At 70.7% G+C, this 22,302-nt stretch carries 17 protein-coding genes; 6 read left to right on the top strand and 11 right to left on the bottom strand.

Annotated features, from left to right (window positions below; translation table 11 throughout):
• Positions 1–69 precede the first annotated feature (69 nt).
• The 3 genes from ACFSVL_RS17715 to ACFSVL_RS17725 all read right to left on the bottom strand — a co-directional run bounded on the left by ACFSVL_RS17715 (position 70) and on the right by ACFSVL_RS17725 (position 3,026).
• On the bottom strand, positions 70–951 hold the full coding sequence (locus tag ACFSVL_RS17715) for a helix-turn-helix domain-containing protein (RefSeq protein WP_378305453.1): 882 nt from the start codon (positions 949–951) through the stop codon (positions 70–72).
• 369 nt (positions 952–1,320) lie between these two features.
• The gene (locus tag ACFSVL_RS17720) at positions 1,321–2,145 is read right to left on the bottom strand and encodes an NAD-dependent epimerase/dehydratase family protein (protein ID WP_378305455.1); all 825 of its coding nucleotides are present in this window, start codon (positions 2,143–2,145) and stop codon (positions 1,321–1,323) included.
• A gap of 83 nt (positions 2,146–2,228) precedes the next feature.
• Positions 2,229–3,026, bottom strand: coding sequence for an IclR family transcriptional regulator (locus tag ACFSVL_RS17725; protein ID WP_378305457.1), 798 nt, complete (start codon positions 3,024–3,026; stop codon positions 2,229–2,231).
• 129 nt (positions 3,027–3,155) lie between these two features.
• On the opposite strand from ACFSVL_RS17725, the gene ACFSVL_RS17730 reads away from it, so the two are divergent.
• The 6 genes from ACFSVL_RS17730 (at position 3,156) to ACFSVL_RS17755 (ending at position 11,968) form a co-directional block, all read left to right on the top strand.
• Positions 3,156–4,088, top strand: a complete 933-nt coding sequence (locus tag ACFSVL_RS17730) for a 5-dehydro-4-deoxyglucarate dehydratase (RefSeq protein ID WP_378305458.1) — start codon at positions 3,156–3,158, stop codon at positions 4,086–4,088.
• Positions 4,088–5,344, top strand: a complete 1,257-nt coding sequence (locus ACFSVL_RS17735; RefSeq protein ID WP_378305460.1) for a glucarate dehydratase family protein — start codon at positions 4,088–4,090, stop codon at positions 5,342–5,344. The genes ACFSVL_RS17730 and ACFSVL_RS17735 overlap by 1 nt, the downstream gene beginning before the upstream one ends.
• Positions 5,345–5,348: 4 nt before the next feature.
• Positions 5,349–6,497: a hypothetical protein gene (locus ACFSVL_RS17740; RefSeq protein ID WP_378305462.1), complete on the top strand. Its 1,149-nt coding sequence runs from the start codon at positions 5,349–5,351 to the stop codon at positions 6,495–6,497.
• 23 nt (positions 6,498–6,520) lie between these two features.
• Positions 6,521–7,975 (top strand): aldehyde dehydrogenase (NADP(+)), encoded by a 1,455-nt coding sequence (locus tag ACFSVL_RS17745; RefSeq protein WP_378305463.1) that lies wholly within the window; start codon positions 6,521–6,523, stop codon positions 7,973–7,975.
• A gap of 78 nt (positions 7,976–8,053) precedes the next feature.
• Positions 8,054–10,375 (top strand): polysaccharide lyase 8 family protein, encoded by a 2,322-nt coding sequence (locus ACFSVL_RS17750; protein ID WP_378305465.1) that lies wholly within the window; start codon positions 8,054–8,056, stop codon positions 10,373–10,375.
• A gap of 138 nt (positions 10,376–10,513) precedes the next feature.
• Positions 10,514–11,968, top strand: coding sequence for a flavin-containing monooxygenase (locus tag ACFSVL_RS17755; RefSeq protein WP_378305841.1), 1,455 nt, complete (start codon positions 10,514–10,516; stop codon positions 11,966–11,968).
• Positions 11,969–11,974: 6 nt separating this feature from the next.
• Here the strand turns inward: ACFSVL_RS17755 and ACFSVL_RS17760 are convergent, their stop codons facing one another.
• The 8 genes from ACFSVL_RS17760 to ACFSVL_RS17795 all read right to left on the bottom strand — a co-directional run bounded on the left by ACFSVL_RS17760 (position 11,975) and on the right by ACFSVL_RS17795 (position 22,164).
• Positions 11,975–12,460: a VOC family protein gene (locus ACFSVL_RS17760; RefSeq protein ID WP_378305467.1), complete on the bottom strand. Its 486-nt coding sequence runs from the start codon at positions 12,458–12,460 to the stop codon at positions 11,975–11,977.
• Between the two features lie 39 nt (positions 12,461–12,499).
• Positions 12,500–12,931, bottom strand: a complete 432-nt coding sequence (locus ACFSVL_RS17765; protein WP_378305469.1) for a helix-turn-helix transcriptional regulator — start codon at positions 12,929–12,931, stop codon at positions 12,500–12,502.
• Between the two features lie 356 nt (positions 12,932–13,287).
• The gene (locus ACFSVL_RS17770; protein ID WP_378305471.1) at positions 13,288–14,445 is read right to left on the bottom strand and encodes a VWA domain-containing protein; all 1,158 of its coding nucleotides are present in this window, start codon (positions 14,443–14,445) and stop codon (positions 13,288–13,290) included.
• On the bottom strand, positions 14,442–16,622 hold the full coding sequence (locus ACFSVL_RS17775) for a DUF5682 family protein (protein WP_378305472.1): 2,181 nt from the start codon (positions 16,620–16,622) through the stop codon (positions 14,442–14,444). Before ACFSVL_RS17775 ends, ACFSVL_RS17770 begins: the two co-directional genes overlap by 4 nt.
• Positions 16,619–17,704 (bottom strand): ATP-binding protein, encoded by a 1,086-nt coding sequence (locus ACFSVL_RS17780; RefSeq protein ID WP_378305474.1) that lies wholly within the window; start codon positions 17,702–17,704, stop codon positions 16,619–16,621. Before ACFSVL_RS17780 ends, ACFSVL_RS17775 begins: the two co-directional genes overlap by 4 nt.
• Positions 17,701–19,143, bottom strand: a complete 1,443-nt coding sequence (locus ACFSVL_RS17785) for a DUF5691 domain-containing protein (RefSeq protein ID WP_378305476.1) — start codon at positions 19,141–19,143, stop codon at positions 17,701–17,703. Before ACFSVL_RS17785 ends, ACFSVL_RS17780 begins: the two co-directional genes overlap by 4 nt.
• Positions 19,140–20,453 carry an SWIM zinc finger family protein gene (locus tag ACFSVL_RS17790; protein ID WP_378305478.1) on the bottom strand — a complete coding sequence of 438 codons (1,314 nt, stop codon included), beginning with the start codon at positions 20,451–20,453 and terminating at the stop codon, positions 19,140–19,142. The genes ACFSVL_RS17785 and ACFSVL_RS17790 overlap by 4 nt, the downstream gene beginning before the upstream one ends.
• A 553-nt stretch (positions 20,454–21,006) precedes the next feature.
• Positions 21,007–22,164 carry an NAD-dependent epimerase/dehydratase family protein gene (locus ACFSVL_RS17795; RefSeq protein ID WP_378305479.1) on the bottom strand — a complete coding sequence of 386 codons (1,158 nt, stop codon included), beginning with the start codon at positions 22,162–22,164 and terminating at the stop codon, positions 21,007–21,009.
• Between the last annotated feature and the right edge of the window lie 138 nt (positions 22,165–22,302).

Raw genomic sequence — 22,302 nt, forward strand, 5'->3', positions numbered from 1 at the left:
CGAGTATCCGGGTGGTGGGGCGGGAGCGCCTGCACAGACGTGCTGGGCGGGCTGCACGAAACGCGCGCGTCAGCCGTCCCGGCGAAGCGCGGCGGGCGTGGTGCCCAGGTGCGCGCGCAGCACGCGGGTGAGGTGTTCCTGGTGGGAGAAACCGCAGCGCACGGCGATGTCCGCGATCGGTTCGGTGCCGGTGCGCAGCAGCAATCCGGCCTGCTCCACGCGCAGCCGCAGCAGGTACCGGTGCGGCGGCAGCCCGGTCCGCGCCTTGAACCGCCGCGCGAACCGGCTGACGCTCAACCCGGCCGCTGCGGCCAGCTCCACCAGCCCGAGCGGTTCGGCGAGCCGCGCATCCATCAGCTCGCGGACCTGGGTGAACTGGCGGTCAGTCAGCGCTTCGGCGGGCCGCGTCGCTGCGGGCGCGCTTCGACCGGCTCGATGCTGGCGTGCGAGTTGCGCGGCGACGAGCGCGCCGAGCTGGTCCGCATACGCGCGGGCACCGGGCTCCCACTCCCGCACGACGCTGTCGAGCGCGAGCACCAGCTGCTCCAGCAGGGGATCGACGCTGCCGAGTTCGTCGGCGAGCCGGACCGGGGCGTCCGATCCGGCGGCCTCCTGCACGGCCGAATCGGGGAGGTAGACGTGCAGCGTGTCCAGCTCGCCGCCGAGTTCGACCGACAGTTCCTGGTGCGAGGGCTGGAGAAAGAGCCCGCCCGCCGGGATCCGGCGGCTGCGCTCGGCGGGCGATCCGACGCCGCGGCGGACCGTCACCGGACCGGCGAGATGCAGGATCAGCTGGTGCGTGCGGGCGGGCCCGAACTCCGCGCGGTAGGGCCGTTCGCGCTGTTTGGACAGGTAGACCCGGTCCCAGCCGAGGCCCGCGCTGGTGCGTTCCGGGCAGATCCAGGGCAGGGAAAGGATGCCGTTGGTGTCGGCAGGCCCCAGCTCGCCCACGGCGTCCTCCTCTTCGAGGGTCCCGTGGGCGAGGGTACCTCCGATGCGAGGAACTTCAGTGGCGCTGAGGGTGAGGTCTCGGCCCGGTCGGGTCGATGCGGGTCTCGCAGGGGCCGGCGGGGGCGGGATTGTCTGTGAGGGCCACCTTCACAGCCCCGGGCCTCAGCCCGCTGACCGTCCATAAAGGACACAACGTTCAGTGAAATGCCTGATTAATGTTGAAATGACCGTTTATTCAAGTCTGTGAGGGGACCCCTGAGGGAATCTGATTCCTTCAGGGAGTCCCTCACAGACGGCACGCTCAGCTCCCGCCGTCCCTGGCAGAGGGATCGGATTCCCGCAAGGAGGCCCTCACCGACCCGCAGGCGCTCAGAGGGGGTTGAACACTCCCAGCGGCGCCGTGCAGAACGGCCCGCCCAGGTACTCCGCCGCCACACCAGTCGGCGCGGGCTTGTCGGCGAGTTGCTCGGCGTAGACCTCGGCGTTGTCGTGGGACTTGTAGCCCAGCGCCTCGGCCTCGGCGAGCGAGTAAACGCGGCGGGTGTTGTCCGAGACGCCCCAGATCATCCGGTAACCCGGCGACGGCGCGCTCAGGCACGCCTCGAACAGCCGCGCGCCGTCGTCCGGCGACAGCCAGGTCGACAGCCCACGCGGGCCGAGCGGCAGCGGCGTCTCGAAACACGAGCCGATGCGGATGACGATCACGTCCATGTCGAAGCGCGACGCGTACAGGCTGCCCAGCGCTTCGATGGCGGCTTTGCTTACGCCGTAATAAGTGTCCGGCCGGGTGCTGGAGTCGGCGGGGTGCCCGCCTTCGCCCGCCTCGTCGTTCCGGCGGAAGCCGACAGCGTGGTTGCTCGACGCGAGCACAACCCGGCGGATCCCGGCTTCGCGCGCGGCTTCGAGGACGGTGTGCGTGCCGTTGATGTTGACGTCGAGTGTGGCGTCCCACGACGCCTCGCGGCTGAGCCCGCCCAGGTGAATCAGCGCGTCCGCGCCCGCGCAGGCCGCGGCCATCGCCTCGGGGTCGGTGACCGAGCCGGTGACGATCTCGACCGCTTCGCCGTCCTCGGCGGCGGGCTGCTCGGCGAGGTCGAGCAGCCGCAGCACCCGGCCGGGACGGCGCAGCCGCGGCCGCATCAGGGTGCCGACGACGCCGGCCGATCCGGTGATCAGCACACGCTGGTCTGGCATGGAGTTCCTTTCATGAGGCGTCGTGAGTGCTGATCACGGTTCTAACCGCGATAAACACTCACGAGGGGCACGGGTGGCGGCGGTCAGCGGATTCCGGCCCGGCGCAGCTGCTGGCCGAGCTCGGCGGTGGTTTCGGCCAGCAGTTCGCCGACGCGTTCGACGTCGGCGTCGGTGACCTTGCCCAGCGGCATCGAGCAGCTCATCGCGTCGGTGCCGGGAATGCGGTACGGGATCACCGCGGCCACGCAGCGCACGCCGAGGGTGCCCTCTTCGATCTCGGCGGCGTACCCGCGTTCCCGGGTGCGCGCGAGGTCGGCGTGCAGCGCGTCGAGCGTGGTGATGGTGTTCGGGGTGAGCGCGACCAGCTCGTCCGGCATGAGCGCCTCGACCTCTTCGTGGGTCAGTTCGGCGAGCAACGCCTTGCCCAGCGCGGTCGCGTGCGTCGGCAGGGTGCGCCCGACACGCGAGATCAGGTGCGTGGAGTGCTGCGATTCGCGCGTCTCCAGGTACACGACCTCAGTGCCGTTGCGGCGCGCGAAATGCGCGGTGAAGCCGGTCTTCTCGCGGATGCGCTCTAACGCTTCGGTGGCGTAGGGGACGATCGCGTCGCGGTCGAGGTACGCGGTGCCGCAGATCAGCGCGCGCACGCCGAGCCGGTAGCGCGCGGAGTTCGCGTCGGCCTCCAGCCAGCCCGCGTCCAGCAGGGTGCGCAGCAATCCGTGCAGACTGGAGCGGGGGAACCCGGTGCGCGCATGGAGATCCGACAGCGACAGCCACACGTCGTTCGCGGCGAACGTCTCGATCAGGTCGATGGCGCGCCGCGCCGACTTCACGCCCGCCGACTCCGCGGGAGCGGCGGCGGGGTCTGTCTTCTGCGCCATGCGCGTCCTCCAACCGGGCCGTTGACTTGTGAGTCCGGCCATATTAGCGTCCCGAACAGCGTTCTTGTGGGTGAACATAGTCACGATAACAGACTCCATTCAAGAATGTGAACATTGGAGCAGAAACTGATGGCACAGACCGAGATCGAGCTGGACGGCTTGCTGGCGTTCCCGCTGACCCCCTTCACCGAAGCCCTCGAGATCAACCTCGACGGGTTCGCGGAGAACGTGGAGAGCCACATCGCCGCCGGTGCGGGCGCGCTGTTCGTCGCGTGCGGCACCGGGGAGTTCAGCTCGCTGTCGGTCGACGAGGTCGCCGCGCTGCTGGCGAAGGCGCGCGAGGTGGCGAACGGCCGCGTGCCGGTGTGGGTCGGCGCGGGCGGCGGTGCCGCGGGTGCGCGCGCGGGCGTCGCGGCGGCGCAGGCGGGGAACGCCGACGGGGTGCTGCTGCTTCCGCCGTACCTGGTCACCGGGCCGCAGGACGGTCTGGTCGACTACGTGCGCTACGCGATCGGCGACACCTCCGTGCCGGTGATCGTCTACCACCGCAGCACGGGCGTCTTCACCGCGCCGGCTGCGGCGAAGCTGCTGGACATCCCGTCGGTGGTCGGGATCAAGGACGGCTACGGCGACGTCGAAGCGATGACTCGGATCGTCACCACGATCCGCGCGCTCGGCACACAGCGGTCCGCGGACTTCTTGTTCTTCAACGGTTTGCCGACCGCCGAGGTGTCCGCGAAGGCGTACGCGGCGGCTGGCGTCGCGCGCTACTCCTCGGCGGTGCACTGCTTCGCGCCGGAGATCGCGCACCGCTTCCATCGCGCGCTCGCCGAGGAGGACAACGCGACGATGGACGCGCTGCTCGCCGGGTTCTACCTGCCGCTGGTGGCGTTGCGCGACGAGACGCCCGGCTTCGCGGTGTCGCTGGTGAAGGCCGCTGCCCGGTTGCGCGGCGACAAGGTCGGCACGGTCCGGCCGCCGCTGATCGAGCCGACGCCCGAGCAGATCGACCGGCTGGGCAAGGTCGTCGAGACCGGTTTCGCCGTGCTGAAAGGCCTCTGATGCAGATCCGGGACGTGGTGCTGACCCCGGTCGCCTTCGCGGACGCACCGCTGCTGAACGTGATGGGCGTGCACGAGCCGTTCGCGTTGCGCAGCGTGGTCCAGGTGGTGTGCGACGATGGCGTGGTCGGCCTCGGCGAGTCGTACGGCGACGCGGCGTTCCTCGGCGAGGTGCGCAAGGTGCTGCCGGAGCTGGCCGGACACGACGTGTTCGATCTGCCGGGCCTCAAGCGGATCGTCGCGCGCACGCTCGCCGGCACAGTGCTGACCGACGAGCACGGGCTGATCGGCGGGTTCTCCATCCGCAAGACGATCGCCAGCGTGTACTCGCTGTTCGAGGTCGCCTGCCTGGACGCGCAGGGGCACTTCCTCGGCCGTCCGGTCGCGGACCTGCTCGGCGGGAAGGCGCGCGACGCCGTCGACTTCTCCGCGTACTTGTTCTACAAGTACGGCGCGCACCTCGGGGCCGAGGAGGACAGCTGGGGCGACATCCGCACGCCGGAAGCGCTGGTCGGTTCGGCGCGGCGGATGGTCGACGAGTACGGGTTCCGTTCGATCAAGCTCAAGGGCGGGGTTTTCCCGCCGGAGCAGGAGATCGAGGGCATTCGCGCGCTCGCCGAAGCGTTCCCCGGGCACCCGCTGCGCATCGATCCGAACGCGGCGTGGACGCCCGAGACGAGCATCCGGGTGGCCGCCGAACTCGACGGCGTGCTGGAGTACCTCGAAGATCCGACGCCCGGCATCGAAGGCATGGCGCGTGTTGCGCGTGAGGCGAGCATGCCGTTGGCCACCAACATGTGCGTGGTGAATTTCGGCGACGTGGAGCCGGCCTTCCGGGCGCGCGCGATCGGTGTGCTGCTGTCTGATCACCACTTCTGGGGCGGCATGCGCGACACCCAGGCGCTGTCGGTGGCCTGCGAAAGCTTCGGCGTCGGGCTGTCCATGCACTCGAACAGCCACCTCGGCGTCAGCCTCGCCGCGATGGTGCACGTCGCGGCTGCGACCCCGCACCTGACGTATGCCTGCGACACGCACTGGCCGTGGAAGACTGCCGACGTGATCGAGCCGGGTGTGCTGGATTTCGTCGAAGGAGCGGTGGCGGTGCCGGACCGGTCCGGGCTCGGGATCACGCTGGACCAGGACGCGCTCGCCAGGGCGCACGAGGACTATGTCCGATGTGGACTGACCAAACGGGACGATGTGACGTACATGCGCAAGTACACGCCCGGCTTCGAGCCGAACACGGCGAGGTGGTGAGCCGGTGAAGGTGACCGGATACGCGTATCCGTGGGACGTGCTCGGCGAGACCGCGTTCGCCGAGCGAGTGCAGGATCTGGGGGTCGACGAGGTCGCGGTGGCCTTGGCCTACCACAGCGCGCGGGCCGCGACGCCGTGGTCGACGGAGCGGACTTCGGTGGTCGCGCGGACCGCCGCGCTGTACCGGCCGGTGCGCGCGGAGGCGTGGGCGGGCCGGGATCTGGTGCCGGCCACACCGGATTGGGTGTCGGCGGAGGACAGCGGCGGCGACGCTGTCCGGCGGCTCAACGAGGCCGGAATCCCGGCGGCCGCGTGGATCGTGCTCACGCACAACTCGCAGCTGGGCACCGAATTCCCGCAGTACGCCGTGCGCAACTGCTTCGGCGAGACGTACCCGTGGGCGCTGTGCCCGGCGCAGCCTGCGGTACGCGAGTACGCGGCGACGCTGACGGCGGAATCCGTTGCGGGGCTGAAGCTTTCGTCGGTGCTGCTGGAGGCGTGCGGTCCGCTCGGCGGGGTGCACCAGCATCAGCACGAGAAGACCGACGGCGTGTGGGCACCGGCTACCGCGCGGCTGTTGTCGATCTGCTGCTGCGACGCTTGTGCGGACGGCTGGACTGGCCTTGACGCATCGGATGTCCGCGAGATTTTGCGTGCTGAGGTGCAGCGGCTGATCGGTACGGCGGATTTGTCGGTGGTCGAGGATAGACTCCCGGCTGAGTTAAAAGAGAAACTGCTTTCCGGACGGCAGCAGGCGACTGACGCGTTGCGCGCGGCGGTTCTGGCGGTGCTGGAACCAGGCACGCGGGTGGTGTTGCACGGTGCGCTCGACCCGTGGGTCACCGGAGCGCTGCCTGGTCTCACGCCGACGGCCGCCGACGACGCGGAGACGGTGGTGCTGCAGAACTGGGCCCCGGGCCAGGGCAGCGTCGACGCGGTCGCGGCCGCGCGGCGGGCGTTGCCGGAACGGGTCGCGATCGGCAGCTACATCACGGCGGTCGCGGCGAGTGCCGTGCCGGACATCGAGGCGTACGTGGCCGAGCTGGCCAAGGCCGGCGCGACCGAACTGCACCTGTACCACCTGGGCCTCGCCGGGCCTGCGCGCTGGCCGGACCTGCACGCCGCCACCGCCGCCGCGCACTCGGCGCCCTGAACCGTGTTCGACGAGGAGATCCATTGAGCCGCGAAACTTCCGCCCCGGAACTGGAAAACGTGCTGGCCGCCGCCGCGGCGGCCGCCCGTCCGTTCGCCGAAAGCACGCCGGCCGAGCGGGCGCGCTGGCTGGCCGCCGCCGCGGACGCGCTCGACGCCGCCGCCGAAGAGCTGATCCCGTTGGCACACCAGGAAACTCGCCTCCCGGCCGCGCCGCGGCTGAAGGGCGAACTCGCGCGGACGACGTTCCAGCTGCGGCTGTTCGGCGAGGTGCTGCGGGACGGCGAATTCCTGGGCGCGACCGTCGACCACGCCGACCCGGCCTGGCCGATGGGCGCCCGGCCGGACCTGCGCCGGGTGCTCGTGCCGATCGGGCCGGTGCTGGTGTTCGCCGCGAGCAACTTCCCGTTCGCGTTCAGTGTCGCGGGCGGCGACACCGCGTCGGCGCTGGCTTCGGGGTGTCCGGTGGTGCTCAAGGCGCACCCGGGGCACGAGGAGCTTTCGACGCGGACCGGCGAGATCGTCGCGCAGGCGTTGACCGCCGCGGGTGCGCCGGAGGGTGCGTTCGCGGTGATCCACGGGGTCGAACAGGGCGTCACGGCGCTCAAGGACCCGCGGATTGCCGCCGCCGCGTTCACCGGTTCCGTGCCGGGCGGGCGCGCGTTGTTCGACATCGCGGTCTCGCGGCCGACGCCGATTCCGTTCTACGGCGAGCTGGGCAGCGTCAACCCGGTCGTCGTCACGCCGGGTGCGGTGGCCGCGCGCGGTGAAGCGGTGGCTGCGGGTTACGCGGGGTCGTTCAGCCTCGGCGCGGGCCAGTTCTGCACCAAGCCGGGTCTGCTGTTCCTGCCCGAAGGCCACGGATTGGCCTCGCATCTGCGCGAGGCGGTCAGCGCGGTGGCTCAGCAGGAGATGCTGAACGACCGCATCGCGGCCGGGTTCGCGCAGAAGCTGGCGGATCTGCGCGCGGTATCGGGCGTCGAATCGGTGGTGGAAGGCACGCAGGACGGCGACGCGTTCACGCCGTCGCTGCTGGCGACCACCGCGAAGGAATTCCTGGCGGGCGGCGAGGCCGTTCGTGAGGAGCACTTCGGCCCGGCGTCGCTGATCGTCACCTACTCGGACCAGGCCGAGCTGATCGAGGTGCTGGACAGCCTCGAACCCGGCCTCACCGCGACGGTGCAGGGCGAGGACGGCGACGCCGACTTCGTGCGTCCGCTGCTGCCGTCGCTGACCCGCTTGGCCGGGCGGCTGCTGTGGAACGACTGGCCGACCGGCGTCACGGTCAGCTGGGCGCAGCAGCACGGCGGCCCGTACCCGGCGACGACCGCGCCGACCACGACCTCGGTCGGCACCGCCGCCATCGAACGCTTCCTGCGCCCGGTGGCGTGGCAGAGCTTCCCGGACGCGCTGCTGCCGGAGGCCCTGCAGGAGGCGAACCCGTGGCAGCTGCCGCGCCGTGTGGACGGAGCGCGCTGAGCAGACCCCCTCGTGAGTGGCAATCCCGGTTCTAACCGGGATTGCCACTCACGACCAACCCCACTGGGAGGCACCGTCATGCCCGTGACCCGCAGAACCGCCTTGCGCGGCGGTGCCCTCGCCGCCGCGCTCGTTGCCACCGCGCGCCCAGCGTTCGCCGCGCCCTCGTCGCGGGCTTCCGCTGATCCGTTGAAGACCATCGTCACCGGCTACCGCGAGCTGCAGACGGGCATCAACCGTCCGTCGCCGGAACGCACGGCCGCGCTGAGGAACCTCGGCCGGGTCGCGAAGTCGTACTACGACAGCATGACGGTCTCCGGAAACGGTCCACTGTGGACCGACCTGCCGCTGGGCCCGGGCAGCGACTACACGACGTCGATGTACGCCCGGCTGCGCGCGATCGCGGTCGACTGGGGGACGCCGGGCGGCACGCTGTCGGGCGATCCGAAGGTGCTCGACGGCATCAAGAAGGCGCTGGAGCTGATCTATGCCAGCCAGTACAACCCGCAGGTCGGCGAGATCGGCAACTGGTACACCTACGAGATCGGCGTGCCGTACTACCTGCTGCACACCCTCGTCACGGTCGCCGACCAGCTGACCGCCGAGGAGCTGGCGCGGTACGTCAGCCCGGTCAAGCGGTTCGTCGGCAACCCGAACCTGCGCGCGAACAACCCGAAGGTCGTCGAAACCGGCGCGAACCGCGCGGACAAGGCGCTGATCTCGATCGTGTCCGGCGCGCTGACCGGCGACACCGCGTGGATCCGGACCGGCATCGACGCGATCACCGACGTCGCCGGCGGGGGAGCGGCCAGCGTCCTGGCGAAGCTGGACCGCGCGGCGGGCGACGGCTTCCACGCCGACGGCTCGTTCATCCAGCACGACACGATCCCGTACCCCGGCCACTACGGCATCGTCCTGCTCACCGCGCTCGCCGGGACGATCCACGTTACCGAAGGCACCGAGTACGCGCTGCCGGACGACCTCAAGCAGCAGGTGTACGCGCTGGTCGGCGACACGTTCGCGCCGTTCGTCTACGCGGGTGCGCTGATGGAGCCGGTGCGCGGGCGGATGCTCTCGCGCCAAGGCGAAACCGGGCACGACATCGGACACCAGCTGACGGTCGCGACTCTGGTCCTCGCGCGGTCGGCGACCGGACCGGTGAAGTCCGAACTGGCCGGGCTCGCCGCCAAGTGGATCAAGGAAGGCACGTACGCGCCGTTCCTGGAGATCCCCGATCCCGAACGGTTCGCGCCGGGCCCGGACCTCGTCGCGACGCCGGGCATCGAGTTCGCCCAGGAGATGCTCGCCGGCCGCGTCCGGCCCGCGCCGATCGTCGCGGCGCACCGGATCTTCGGCCAGCAGGACCGGATGGTGCACGTGACCGAGGGCTGGTCCGCGTCGCTCGGCGTCGGTTCCCAGCGGATCTCGCGCTACGAGTCGATCAACGGGATGAATCTGCACGGCTGGCACGTCGGCGACGGTGTCCTGTATTTGTTCCTTCCCAACGCGAAAGGCCACTACTCGGACGCTTATTGGCCGACTGCCGATCCGGCTCTGCTGCCGGGCACCACCGCGAAGGCCGGTCCGCCAGGGCCGCTGGCGGGCACGCCGCTGACGACGAAGGCGCACGTCGGCGGCGTGCGCTGGGACGCGCGGCACGGTGCGTACGCGATGGATTTCGTGTCCGAAGACGGTTCTTTGTCAGCGAAGAAGTCGTGGTTCTTCACTCCGTCGGGCATTGTCTGCCTCGGGGCGGGGATCACCGACGCGTCCGGGCAAGCCGTCCGGACCACGATCGAAAACCGGAACCTCGGCGAAAACGGACGCGGCACGCTGCTGGCCGACGCACGCGTAGTCGGCGATTCGAGCACGCTGCACCGGCCGCGCTGGCTGCACCTCGATCATGTCGGCGGGTACGTCTTGCTCGACAACGCCGAGGTCACCGCGCTGCGCGAAGACCGGACCGGCGCGTGGCGCGACGTCGACACCGGTGCCAACACGAAGGGCACTACTACGCCGAACACGCGGCGGTACCAGAAACTGGTGATCGAACACGGCGCGAAGCCGGTGGACGCGAAGTACGCGTACGCGGTTCTGCCCGGCGCGTCGGTGGTCGGGACGGTCGCTTCGGTGCTCGCGTGGCGCGTCCGGGCCAATACGGCCGATGTCCAGGCCTTGCGGCTGTGGGATAACACACTGCTGGCAAACTTCTACAGTGCGGGTACCGTAGACGAGGTATCCGTCTCAGGACCGGCTTCGGTAGCGCTCGGCCGGAACAGCGTCGCTGTTTCCGACCCGACGCAGCTGCAGGACAGCGTCCGCGTGACGGTGCGGCGGCGCACGGTGGAGGTTCCGCTCAAGGACACCTTCGGCGCCACCAAGATCGTCCCCCTGCGGTGAGCACGGTTTTCCCCGCCGGGCCGGTGGTTCCCGGCCTGGCCCGGCGGGGCCCCACTTCGGCGCGGCCGCGGCCTTAGGCTGGAGCCCGTCGAACGGGTCCAGCGGATCCGGCCGGTCCAGTCGGTCCAGCGGGGAGGAATCTTGGCGCATTTCGATGTCCTGATCGTGGGGGCCGGGCTGTCCGGCGTCGGCGCGGCCTGCCGGCTGCGGCAGCAGTCGCCGGGCCGGACGTACGCCGTCCTCGAAACCCGGGACACGATCGGCGGAACCTGGGACCTTTTCCGGTACCCGGGCGTGCGCTCGGATTCGGACATGTTCACGCTCGGCTACCCGTTCCGGCCGTGGCGCAAGCCGGAGGCGATCGCGTCCGGCGCGGAGATCCTGGAGTACATCCGGGAGACCGCCGCGCACTACGGGGTTTCCCGGCACATCCGGTTCGGCCACCGGGTGGTGCGGGCGGCCTGGTCGTCGGAGTCGGCCCGCTGGACGGTGGACGCCCTCCACGAGGGCGAGATCGTCACCTTCACCTGCTCTTTCTTGTTTTTGTGCAGCGGCTACTACAGCTACGAGGACGGGCACGTCGTCGATTTCCCCGGCCGCGACGAATTCCGCGGCGAGATCGTGCATCCGCAGTTCTGGCCGGAGGACCTGGACTGCGCGGGCAAACGAGTCGTGGTGATCGGCAGCGGGGCCACCGCCGTGACGCTGGTCCCGGAGCTGGCCGCGCAGGCGGAATCGGTGACGATGCTGCAGCGCTCGCCGAGCTACGTCCTGTCGCGGCCGTGGACGGACTCGCTCTCCCGCCGGCTGCGGGGAATCCTGCCCGCGCGGCTGGCCTACCACGTGGTGCGGGCGAAGAACGTCCTGGTGACGACGTTGCTGTACCAGTTCTCCCGACGACAGCCCGAACGCGCGGCACGCTTCTTGCGGGACGCGGCGGCGAAGCAGCTTCCGGCCTCGATCCCGGTCGACCCGCATTTCTCGCCGCAGTACCAGCCGTGGGATCAACGGCTGTGCCTGACGCCCGGGGCGGATTTCTTCCGGGCACTCCGCAGCGGGAAAGCGGACGTCGTCACCGACCGGATCGACCGGTTCACGCCGGACGGCGTCGCGCTGGAATCGGGCTCGCGACTGCCCGCGGACGTGGTCGTGACCGCGACCGGGCTGCGGGTGATCGCGTTCGGCGGCATCGAGCTGAGCGTGGACGGCCGGGCGATCGAGCCGTCGGAACAGCTGGTGTACAAGGGAATGATGCTCGCCGGGGTGCCGAACCTCGCGTGGTGCGTCGGCTATGTGAACGCGTCGTGGACGCTCCGGTCGGACCTCGTCGCCCAGTACGTGTGCCGCTTGCTGAATCACCTGTCCCGCAAGGGTTTCGACACCTGCGTGCCCCGCCCGCCCGCGATCCCGGCGGCACAACGGCGGCCGCTGATGAACCTGACGTCGGGCTATCTCACCAGAGCCTCCACGGTGCTGCCGCGCCAGGGAAACCGGCGGCCGTGGCTGATGCGGCAGAACTACGTGCTGGACGCCGCCGACCTGCGACTGCGCCGGCTCAACGACGGCGTGCTGCGCTTCGACCGCGCTGCTTGATCTCCGTCAGCAACTCCAATCCCGGTCGAGATCCAGATTCTCGCGACGCTGGGTGAAGGAGAACCAGTTGCCGGAATCGTCGCGGAAAATGGCCTCGGTGCCGTAGGGCCGCTCTTGCGGCTCCTGCAGGAACTCGACGCCGCGCGCCTTCAAGGTCTGGTAATCGCCGTGAATGTCGTCGGTCGCGAAAACGCCCGCGCCGAGCACCCCCTTGGCGACGAGTTTCTTGAGCGCCTCGGCGGACTCCGGGTCGAGCGCGGGCGGGCCGGGGACCATCAGGGTGATCTCGAGATCCGGCTGGTCCTTGGCCCCGACGGTGAGCCAGCGCATCCCGCCGTCGCCCATCGTCAGGTCGGTGCGGATTTCGAGGCCCAGCTTCCCGGTGTAGAACTCCTTGGCGCGGTCGTGGTCGAGGACCCAGACGTTGGCGATGGACATGCCCTTGATCACGGACAGCTCCTCAGTACTCGCGGGCGCCGTTCGCCCGCTCACTGAGATCCACCGTAGTTACGGAGCCGACCGCCGGGCTTCTCAAGAATTGCGCTCTTCGCCGAGGCCCTTGAAACCCCCGTGCCACAGCAGTGCGTAACACCCGGGGACCAGGCCTTCGCCGCGCCTGACGTTGCGGGCCCGGTATTCGCTCGGGGTGAGGCCGGTGTGTTTCTTGAAGCTCGCGGAGAAGGAGCCGAGGCTGCTGAAGCCGACCAGGGCGCAGATTTCGGTGACGGACAGATCGGCGGTCCGCAACAGGTCTTCAGCCCGCTCGATCCGGCGTCGGCTGAGGTACTGGCCGGGCGTCTGCCCGTAGACGGCCCGGAAGAGCCGGACGAAGTGGTAGCGCGAGTACCCGGCGTGCGCGGCGACGGCGTCGAGGTCTAGGGGATTGGCCCAGTCCCGGTCCATGGCGTCTTTGGCCATGCGCAGCTGCCGCAACTGGGAGAGCTGGGTGGGGGTGGTTCCCATGCCCCGATGGTGACATATCCGGTGGGGTGGCGGGTTTGGCGTGGGTGGGGGCAGTCTTTGGTGGGTTTGGTGGTGGCGTAGTCGGGCTGGCGTCGGCATCGGTTGGAGGCTGGGTCGTCTGCGGTGTGCCTGGCGGTGACACAGCCGCAGCGGCGGCGTTGGCACGGGCGGGTTTCACGCTGCCCGCGCTGAATCCGGTGGCGGCGTAACCGGCGCGGCGGTGGCTTCGGGCCGGGCAGGTTTCGGGGTTTCCCGCACTGAGCCTGGGTAGTTTCGCAGCGTGGCCCGCCCCGGAGAGTCTGATGTCCTCGCCGTCCCGGCGCAGGTCGGTCCACCAGCGTCTCCCCGGCACGCGCTCACTCAGCCGTAGCCGAGGCGGCCCAGCGGCTCAAATCCTCCCTCCGGAGCGCGGCGGCCATCAGATCCGGAAACAGATCCGGCGTGCAAGCGAAAGCAGGCACACCCAGTTCGCTCAGCGCCGCAGCGTTCTCGCGGTCGTAGAACGGCGCGCCGGAGTCCGACAGCGCCAGCAGCGTCACCACCTGCACCCCGGATCCGACCAGGTCCGCTACCCGGCGCAGCAGGTCGTCGCGTACTCCGCCTTCGTACAGGTCGCTGATCAGCACCAACAGCGTCTGCTCCGGGCGTTCCACCAGTCCTTGGCAGTAGGCCAACGCGCGGTTGATGTCCGTGCCGCCGCCTAGCTGGGTGCCGAAGAGGACGTCGACGGGGTCGTCCAGGTGGTCGGACAGGTCGGCGACCGCGGTGTCGAATGCGACGAATTTCGTGCTCAGTGCACGCATCGAGGCGAGAGCCGCGCCGAAAACGCCGGAGTACACCACGGATTCCGCCATCGAGCCGGACTGGTCGACGGCCAGGATCACGTCCCGGCGGACGCTGTGCTCCCGGCGGCCGAAGCCGAAAAGCTGTTCGGGCACAATGGTTTTCAGCTCGGGGGAGTAGTGTTTCAGGTTCCGGCGGACGGTGCGGTCCCAGTCGATGTCCGCGCCGCGAGGGCGTTGGGTGCGGGACGCGCGGTCCAGTGCACCGCGGACTGCCGCCCGGGTGCGTTCGGCGAGGCGTTCTTCCAGCTCCGTGACGACTTTGCGGACGACGGTGCGTGCGGTTTCCTTCGTCTCCTCGGGCAGGACGTTGTTGAGGGACAACAGGGTGCCGACCAGGTGGACGTCCGGTTCCACCGCGCTCAGCAGCTCCGGTTCCAGCAGCATCCGGGTGATGCCCAGCCGGTCGACGGCGTCGCGTTGCATGACCTGGACGACCGAGCCGGGGAAGTACTGCCGGATGTCGCCCAGCCAGCGCGCGACGCGGGGTGCGGAGGCTTGCAAGCCGCCGCTGCGCTGGCCGCCGCTGCGCGGGTTCTTGGGGCCTTCGTCGTAAAGGGCGGCCAGCACGTTGTCGACGCCGGTGTCTCCTTCGGACAGTGCGTGTCCGGTGCCGTCGGAGTCTCCGCCCAGCACCAGGCGCCAGCGGCGGAGGCGTTCGGGATCGGTCATGGCGTGGCTCCCAGGAGAGTGGCGAATACCGGCAGGGCGGCCGCGGCGCGGATCTCGTCCAGGTCCTCGGCGAGCGCCGGGGCGGCTCGGCGGGCGCCGGACAGGGTGGCGGCGCGTTCGCCGATCGCGCGTTTTTCCGGACCGGCGAACGCACCGAAAGTGCGGCGCAGCAAGGGAAGCACCTCAGTGAAGACCTCGGGCGGGATCGACGTCAGCCAGGTGTCGACGACGCGCAGCATGCGTTCGTCGTGGACCAGCAGGAGCGCGCCGCCGGCGAAGAAGCCTTCGACGTAGCCCGCGCCGTCGGTCGGGGTGACGCCGGGGGTGAGCATGCGGCCAAGGCGAATCTCCACCTCGGCGCCGTCGAGCAGGTCGGCGTCGTGCAGCAGGCGCACGATGCGGCCGGCCAGCAGCGGAGGCAGCGAATCGCGGGCGGACAAGCGGGCGAGGGCGGTGAACCAGCGGTCCCGGGCGGCGTCGCCCAGGAGGTCGGTGGCCTCGTGGACGTCGTCGACCAGTTCGCAGAATTGTGCCGCGGCGTCCTCGTCGATGCCGTGCACCGCGGGCGGGAGCCCGGCGCAGACCCGGGTGAGGATCCGGTCGGCGACCTCGCGCAGCCGCGCGGTGTCCGTGCCGCGGACGTCGCCGTAGCGGGTCGCCCGCGCCAGCGGAGGCAGGGCCGTCATGAGGTGCGCGACGTCGGCGTCGGCGGCGGCCCGGGTGTCCAGGGCGGCGAGGGTTTCCGGCAGCGCGTCGCCCAGGTCGGCCAGGAGGCAGCGTTCTACCGCGGCGGTGATGTCGGCGAGCGAGGGAGATTCGGCGACCGTTTCGCGGACCACCGCGGTGGCGGCGGCGGGCACGGTGGTTCCGTGCACCGCGGCCGCGACCAGGTCGACCTCGAAACCGGGCTCCCAGCACAGGGTCCAGGTTTCGCGAAAGGTCCCCTTGCTCCGGACCGACGAAAGTTCCGGCTCGCCCCAGGGGATGCCGAGGATCTGCAGCCGGTGCAGCAGGCGCGACCGGTCCAGGCCGCCGGGCGTGCGCAGGTCCAGGTCCAGTTCCTTGGCCTGGGGCTCGCGTTTGAGCCGGAGCCGCCGGGCGGTGGCGGTGAGATCGGCGGCCAGCGGGGCCTGCGGGACGCGGTCCGGGACCTCGCCGAGCAGTTCGCCGACCACCAGCCGCCGGGTGACCAGGTCGGCCTGGACGTCGTCGCCTCCGCACAGGACCGCCCGGGTGGCGGCGTCGACCTCGGCCAGCCCGGCGGAGGACCGGCCGCGCAGCGCGGCCAGCGTGTCGGCCAGCCGCACGGCCTCGATCACGTGCGCGGTGGAGACGGGCAGGTCTTCCTCGCGCAGCACACCGGCGACGGCGGTGAGCCACCGAACGGTGACGTCGTCGGCGGTGCTGAACAGATGGTGGTACCAGCCGGGGGAGCGGACGCCCGCGCCGTAACCGGTGACCGACGCGAGCCTGCCGTGCGTCCACGGCACCCACGTGCACACGACTTTCCGCTTCGGCAGTCCTTTGAGGACAGCTTGGTCCTTGGACGCGGGCGGCAGCGGATCGGCCAGCGCGGGCACGTGCCAGGCCCCGCACACCACCGCGATCCGTTCGTAGCCTTCCTTCCGCGTTTTGCGCAGCACGGTGCGCATGTACGCCTCGCGGCGCTGTTCGTGCGGATCGTCCGGGCGGTCGCCTTCGCGCAGCGCGGTCATCGCGTCGGCGATCACCTCGAACGGCGATTCCTCGCCCCGGCGGGATTCGACGAAGTCGTCCCACCAGCGTTCCGGATCGTCGTACCCGCCCGCCGCGGCGAGTTCCGCGAGCGGGTCGGCGCGGGGTGCGGTCCGCTCCTCGCCGAGCGCGAACTGGTGTGCCGCCGGAAGATCGCAGAACTTCACCGGCACTCCGGCCGCGGCGGCGTACCGCAGCGCCTGCCATTCCGGGCTGAACACCGCGAACGGCCAGAACGCCGCCCGCGACACGTCGTCGGACGCGTACGCCAGCAACGCGACCGGCGGCCGCATGTCGTCGTCCGCGGCGAGGTCGACGAGCTGGTCCGCCTCCGGCGGTCCCTCGATCAGCACCACGTCCGGTTCCAGTTCGGCGAGGCGGGCGGCCACCGCCCGCGCCGAACCGGGGCCGTGGTGCCGGATGCCGAGGAGATGGGTGCTCATCCGGCGATCTCCTGGCCTGCCCGGTAGAAGTCGGCCCAGCCCTCCCGCTCGCGCACGACGGTCTCCAGGTACTCGCTCCAGATCGCGCTGTCGGCCACCGGATCCTTCACGACCGCACCGTGAATCCCGGCCGCGACGTCCTGCGCGCGCAGCACGCCGTCGCCGAAATGCGCGGCCAGCGCGAGACCGCCGGTGAGCACGCTGATGGCTTCCGCGGTGGAGAGCGTGCCGGACGGCGTTTTCACCGCGGTGCGGCCGTCTTCGGTGCGGCCGGCCCGCAACTCGCGGAAAACCGTGACCACGCGCCGGATTTCGGCGAGATCGGCGGCTTCGGCGGGCAGCGACAGCGCGGTCCCCAGCTGGCCGACCCGCCGCCGGACGATCTCCACCTCGGCCTCGGCGGTGTCCGGCAGCGGCAGCACGACGGTGTTGAACCGCCGCCGCAGCGCGCTCGACAGCTCGTTGACGCCCTTGTCCCGGTTGTTCGCCGTGGCGACCAGCGTGAAACCCGGCCGGGCCTGCACCTCGGCGCCGAGTTCGGGAATCGGCAGCGTCTTCTCGGACAGGATGGTGATCAGCGAGTCCTGCACGTCCGCCGGGATGCGGGTGAGCTCCTCGAGCCGGGCGACCTTGCCGTCGCGCATCGCGCGCAGGATCGGGCTTTCGACCAGCGCCTGGTCGCTCGGGCCTTCGGCGATGAGCCGCGCGTAGTTCCAGCCGTAGCGGATCTGCTCCTCGGAGGTGCCCGCGGTGCCCTGGACGAGCAGCGTGGAGTCCCCGCTGATCGCCGCCGCGAGGTGTTCGGACACCCAGGTTTTCGCCGTGCCCGGCACGCCGAGCAGCAGCAGCGCGCGGTCGGTGGCGAGGGTGGCGACCGCGACCTCGATCAGCCGGCGCGGGCCGACGTACTTCGGGCTGATCTCGGTGCCGTCGTCGAGTTTCCCGCCGAGCAGGTAGGTGACCACCGCCCACGGCGAAAGCCGCCACGACGGCGGCTTCGCCCGGTCGTCGGCCGCGGCGAGGGCGGCCAGTTCGCCGGCGTATTCCTGTTCGGCGTGCGGCCGGAGGACGGGGGAGGTCATGCTAGCTCCTTGTGCATTTCACGGCGGAAGGACAGGGTTTCGGCGACTGCGCGCCGCCACGGGGCGGCCTCGCCGGGAAGCGGGATCTCGGCCAGCGGGTGGTTCAGGCACGGGACCGGCACGGCTTTCGAGATCAGCGCGGCCGCGTGCGCGACCAGCCGGTGATCTCGCTGGCCGGCGACCCAGTCGAGCAGCACCGTGCCGAGCGCGGCCGGCCACGGCTGCGGCAGGTCGAGGATGAGCCGCGTGAGGGCTTCGACCGGCAGCCCGCGCGTCAGCTTCGCGACCGTGGCGGCCTGCTGTTCGGGCGACAGCACGCCGATGAGCGCCGCGGTGCTGCGTCCGCCCGGTTCGGCTTCCACGAGGGCTTGCGCCCACTGTTCGTCGCGTTGCCGGAGCGCGGCGGTGGCCCAGCTTTCGCGCACCACGTTGAGCGGCGGGCCTTCGACAAGCATCCCGGCCAGTTCGCCCGGGGTGCCGTACTCGGCCCAGAACCGCAGGGGAGTGGCGGCGATGATCGCGCGCAACCGGGCGGTGCCCTGACCGGGACCGGCCGGCACGCGGATGCCGTCGCGCTGCAGGCTGTCGTCCGGCTCCGGCGGGGTGAATTCGAGGACGTCGGCCCGGAGCGCGCGGCTGCGCACGGTGACACAGGACCGCATCCGCTCGATCATCCGCTCGCCGGAGGTCGAATCGGGGTACCGGCCGATCAGCCGCAGCGCGATGTCGCGCACCCCGGCCGCCCGGTCTCCGAGCGCTGCCTCGATGAACGGCTCGTCCTCATCGGTGAGATGCTCGCCGAGCAGGGACAGGAACGTCGCCCGGAGATCGGCGGGCTCATTGCTCCAGGCCGCCGCGAGAGTCTCCCGCGCGCGAGCGGGATCGGTGCCGAGCACGCGCTCCAGCCACGCCTGCCGTCGTGCGGCGGTGCCGAACTCCCAGGCGTCGTCGCTGGTGTCGTCGTCGGCGGCGACCAGGAACGCCCAATCCGGGTTGCGTTCGCCGAGCCACGCGCCGACCGGACCGGCGACGGTGGCGAGCGGAGCCCGCAGCGACACCCGGGTGCGCGCCGCGTCGGCCAGCGCGGGCAGCCGCTCGACGGGCACGCGGAATCCCTTGTCCGCCACCGTGATGAGCCATTCCTCCACCAGTTCGGGCCGGTTGGCGCCCAGCAGATGCCCGAGCCGCGCCCGCGCCACGGCGGGGACGAACGGGCGGCTGTCCGGCGCGGCGGCGGACTCGGGTTCGACGCCGGCGAGCGGCCGTTGCCCGGCGCGCCGATACCCAGTGAACGCCGCTGCGGCGACCAGCGCTTGGTCGGCGGGTTCGGTGCGCTGTCCGGCGATTTCCGTTACCCCGGAAGGCAAACTGGCGAGGTCGACAGTCCTGCGGCGGGTGCCGAGCAGAACGGTGCCGACGAGGTCGTCCCAGGCGGTCACAGTCGCACCATCCCGTTCTGATGCCAGCAGCTCAACGGCCGCAAGCCCGCGGTGGTCCACTCCGCGGCGACAGTGACCGGCCGCTCGGCCGAGAGCGCCAGCAGCGGCCACGGATCCATCGCCGCCACCAGTGGCAGCGCCGCACCGTCCACATCGGACAATGCCCAGCCCTCGCCGTGCCGGGCCGGGCGGAGATCGCCCACCAGCACCGGCCACCGGTCCAGCCACGGATCGGCCGCGAGCGCGGCGGCGTGCCCGGCGAGCGCAGCAGCGAACGTGCCGCCGACCGGGGCGGTATCCGGGGCCACCGGTTCCTCGCGATGATCGAACACCGCGCGCAGCGGCACCGCGCCCGGATAGAACACCAGCTCGCCCGCGACCACGAACCCCGGCGGCAGCGAACTGTCCAGCGGACGCCCCGGCGGCGCGAACGACAGCACCAGCGCGTCCCGGCCGCTGCGCTTGCCCCGCAGCCAGGTGCGCCTGCTGCGCAGCGAATCCTGTTCCTCGTCGGCCGCGCCGGTGACCAGCCACTGGTCCGGCACCCGTTCGCCGGACTCCAGCACCTGCGCGTTGCCGACGGAGAAGCCGAGCCGGGTCCGTACTGTGTCGGCGAGGCCGGCAGGCAGCGACTCCAGCCGGTTCGCCGCGTCCGCGAGCACGTAGACCAGCGACAACTCGGCCAGCAGCCGATCCGGCCAGTCCCGGCCCCGGCCGACCAGCGCCGCCGCTCGGCGCAGGCCGCCCGCCAGACCGGGCGCTTGCGCGTCGACCATCCGCGACGCGACCGTGTTCAGCTCCTCGGTGCCGCCGCGCTCGAACGTCGCGAACCCGGCGGACACCCGGTCCGCAAGCCATCCGCGCAGCTCAGCGGCCCCCGCGGTGACGCGCGCGAGCCGCTCCTGCGCCCGCTTCGCCGCCGCTTCGAGATCCTTCGGCGCGTCCGTCTTCTTCTCGGCTCGTTCCGCCCGCGCGGCCCGTTCGTCCAGCCACGTCTGCACCCATCCGGGCTCCTCCGCGCGGGGGATCTGGCCGTCCGACCAGCGCAGCAGCAGCCCCAGGGCGTGCTTGCACGGGAACTTCCGGCTCGGGCAGGTGCACCGGAACGCGGGCCCGGCCACCTCCACCGTCGTCTGATACGGCCGCTTCCCGCTGCCCTGGCACGCGCCCCAGACGGCACGGGCCGACGCGCCCGTGTCCGACCACTTCGCCGGCGCCGCCTGCCCGCGCCCGGCTTTCGCCGACGCGGCGTCCGGCGCGAGTTCGAGCACCCGCTCCGGGCTCCACCGCGCCGCTCCTTCGTCCCCCACGTTTCCTTGCCGCTCTTCCGGTTCCGTCCCCTTCCGGGGCTGACCGGAAGAGCATCCCATCCGGCACCGACAATTTCCGGCGCGCTTGCCTGAGCGGGGCGGGATGGGGTTGATCTTCGAGGGGTTCCGAGCCGCTACCAGGGACTCACGGCGGAGCGCGCGGGGCGGGTTCGTGGTCGGTGATGGTCTCCTTGACGGGCTCTGATTCCCCATGCCGGGGACTTGAGGCGGCGTTGGGGGCGCGGCGGGAGTGGAGTGTGTCGTCCGTGAGGGACTCCCTGAAGGAATCTGATTCCCTCAGGGAGTCTCTCACAGACTTGAAGAAACGGGCAGGTCGGCACTAATCGGGCATTTCATTGACCTGGGTGTCCTTTGTGGACAGTCAACAGGCGGACCGCGGCCCGGACCTTGCGGCCGCTGCCCCGTCCTGGCCCGCCAACGGCCAACTCGGCCTCGTCAGGCTCTTCGGCCTGGTCGGATGCCACTCAACCGCGCTCGTGGCACCGCCTCGCGTTGGCGGCGATGTGGTCTGGAAGGCCCGAGCATGCGCCGCTCAGGAAGCTTCGACAGCCCCGCGCCAGCGCACCGTCGGGCGCATCCGCTCGTCGTTCACCCGGTGCTTGTTCGCCCCCACGATGTCGAACATCGACTCGATCAGCGTGTCCGACAGCAGATGCGGCTCCAGCCCCAGCCCGACCAGCCCGGTGTGCTTGACGTTGTAATAGTGCTCCGGCTGCTCCACCCGGGGGTTGTCGAGGTTCTCGATCTGCACCGGCCCGGGGAAGCGGTCGGCGACGACCTCGGCGATCCGGCGCACCGACATGCTCTCGGTCATCTGGTTGAACACCCGGAACTCGCCGCGCCCGGCGGGGTTCTCCACCGCGAGGCGGATGCACTCGACGGTGTCGCGGATGTCGATCAGGCCGCGCGTCTGCCCGCCCTTGCCGTACACCGTGAGCGGCTGGCCCAGCACGGCCTGGATGACGAACCGGTTGAGCACCGTGCCGAACACCGCGTCGTAGTCGAACCGGGTGGCCAGCCGCGGGTCGAGGGCGGTCTGCGGGGTCTGCTGGCCGTACACGACGCCCTGGTTGAGGTCGGTCGCGCGCAGGTCCCAGATCCGGCAGGCGAACTCGATGTTGTGCGAGTCGTGCACCTTGGACAGGTGGTAGAACGAGCCCGGCTTCTTCGGGTACAGCATCCGGTCGCGGCGGCCGTTGTGCTCGATCTCGAGCCAGCCTTCCTCGATGTCGATGTTCGGGGTGCCGTACTCGCCCATCGTGCCCAGTTTGACCAGGTGGATGTCCGGGTCGATCTCGGCGATCGCGTACAGCAGGTTGAGGGTGCCGACCACGTTGTTGTGCTGCGTGTAGACGGCGTGCTCGCGGTCGATCATCGAATACGGCGCGGACCGCTGCTCGGCGTAATGCACGATCGCGGAAGGCCGGAATTCGCGCACCGTCTCGAAGAGGAATTCCGCGTCGAGCAGGTCTCCTTCGTAGCGCGCGATCCTTTTCCCGGACACCGCGTGCCACGCGTCGGTGCGGGTGCTCAGGTCTTCGATCGGGACCAGGCTCTCGGCGCCGAGTTCGACGTCGTACTGCCGCCGCGCGAAGTTGTCCAGAACCGCCACTTCGTGGCCTTTGTCCGACAGGTGGAGCGCAGTGGGCCAGCCCAGGTAACCGTCACCGCCGAGAACCAGCACTCGCATCCAGAGCACCCTTCCTTTCGTTTGCCGCGACAGACGCGTTCCTCGGTGGCAACCCGATGTCGCGGTGGCAGATCCGAACCTAATCGCGGGCCGCTGATGTTCGCCTGGCAGCCAGCTGTGAATCCGCTGTGGGCCGGG

The organism is Amycolatopsis silviterrae (assembly GCF_042684085.1).
In the GTDB taxonomy this organism is placed as follows: Bacteria; Actinomycetota; Actinomycetes; order Mycobacteriales; family Pseudonocardiaceae; genus Amycolatopsis; species Amycolatopsis silviterrae.

Excerpts from the sequence above, each read along its gene's own strand:
- ACFSVL_RS17720 (WP_378305455.1), bottom strand. The coding sequence starts at position 2,145 with ATGCCAGACCAGCGTGTGCTGATCACCGGATCGGCCGGCGTCGTCGGC.
- ACFSVL_RS17725 (WP_378305457.1), bottom strand. The coding sequence starts at position 3,026 with ATGGCGCAGAAGACAGACCCCGCCGCCGCTCCCGCGGAGTCGGCGGGC.
- ACFSVL_RS17730 (WP_378305458.1), top strand. The coding sequence starts at position 3,156 with ATGGCACAGACCGAGATCGAGCTGGACGGCTTGCTGGCGTTCCCGCTG.
- ACFSVL_RS17735 (WP_378305460.1), top strand. The coding sequence starts at position 4,088 with ATGCAGATCCGGGACGTGGTGCTGACCCCGGTCGCCTTCGCGGACGCA.
- ACFSVL_RS17750 (WP_378305465.1), top strand. The coding sequence starts at position 8,054 with ATGCCCGTGACCCGCAGAACCGCCTTGCGCGGCGGTGCCCTCGCCGCC.
- ACFSVL_RS17765 (WP_378305469.1), bottom strand. The coding sequence starts at position 12,931 with ATGGGAACCACCCCCACCCAGCTCTCCCAGTTGCGGCAGCTGCGCATG.
- ACFSVL_RS17770 (WP_378305471.1), bottom strand. The coding sequence starts at position 14,445 with ATGACCGATCCCGAACGCCTCCGCCGCTGGCGCCTGGTGCTGGGCGGA.
- ACFSVL_RS17775 (WP_378305472.1), bottom strand. The coding sequence starts at position 16,622 with ATGAGCACCCATCTCCTCGGCATCCGGCACCACGGCCCCGGTTCGGCG.
- ACFSVL_RS17780 (WP_378305474.1), bottom strand. The coding sequence starts at position 17,704 with ATGACCTCCCCCGTCCTCCGGCCGCACGCCGAACAGGAATACGCCGGC.
- ACFSVL_RS17795 (WP_378305479.1), bottom strand. The coding sequence starts at position 22,164 with ATGCGAGTGCTGGTTCTCGGCGGTGACGGTTACCTGGGCTGGCCCACT.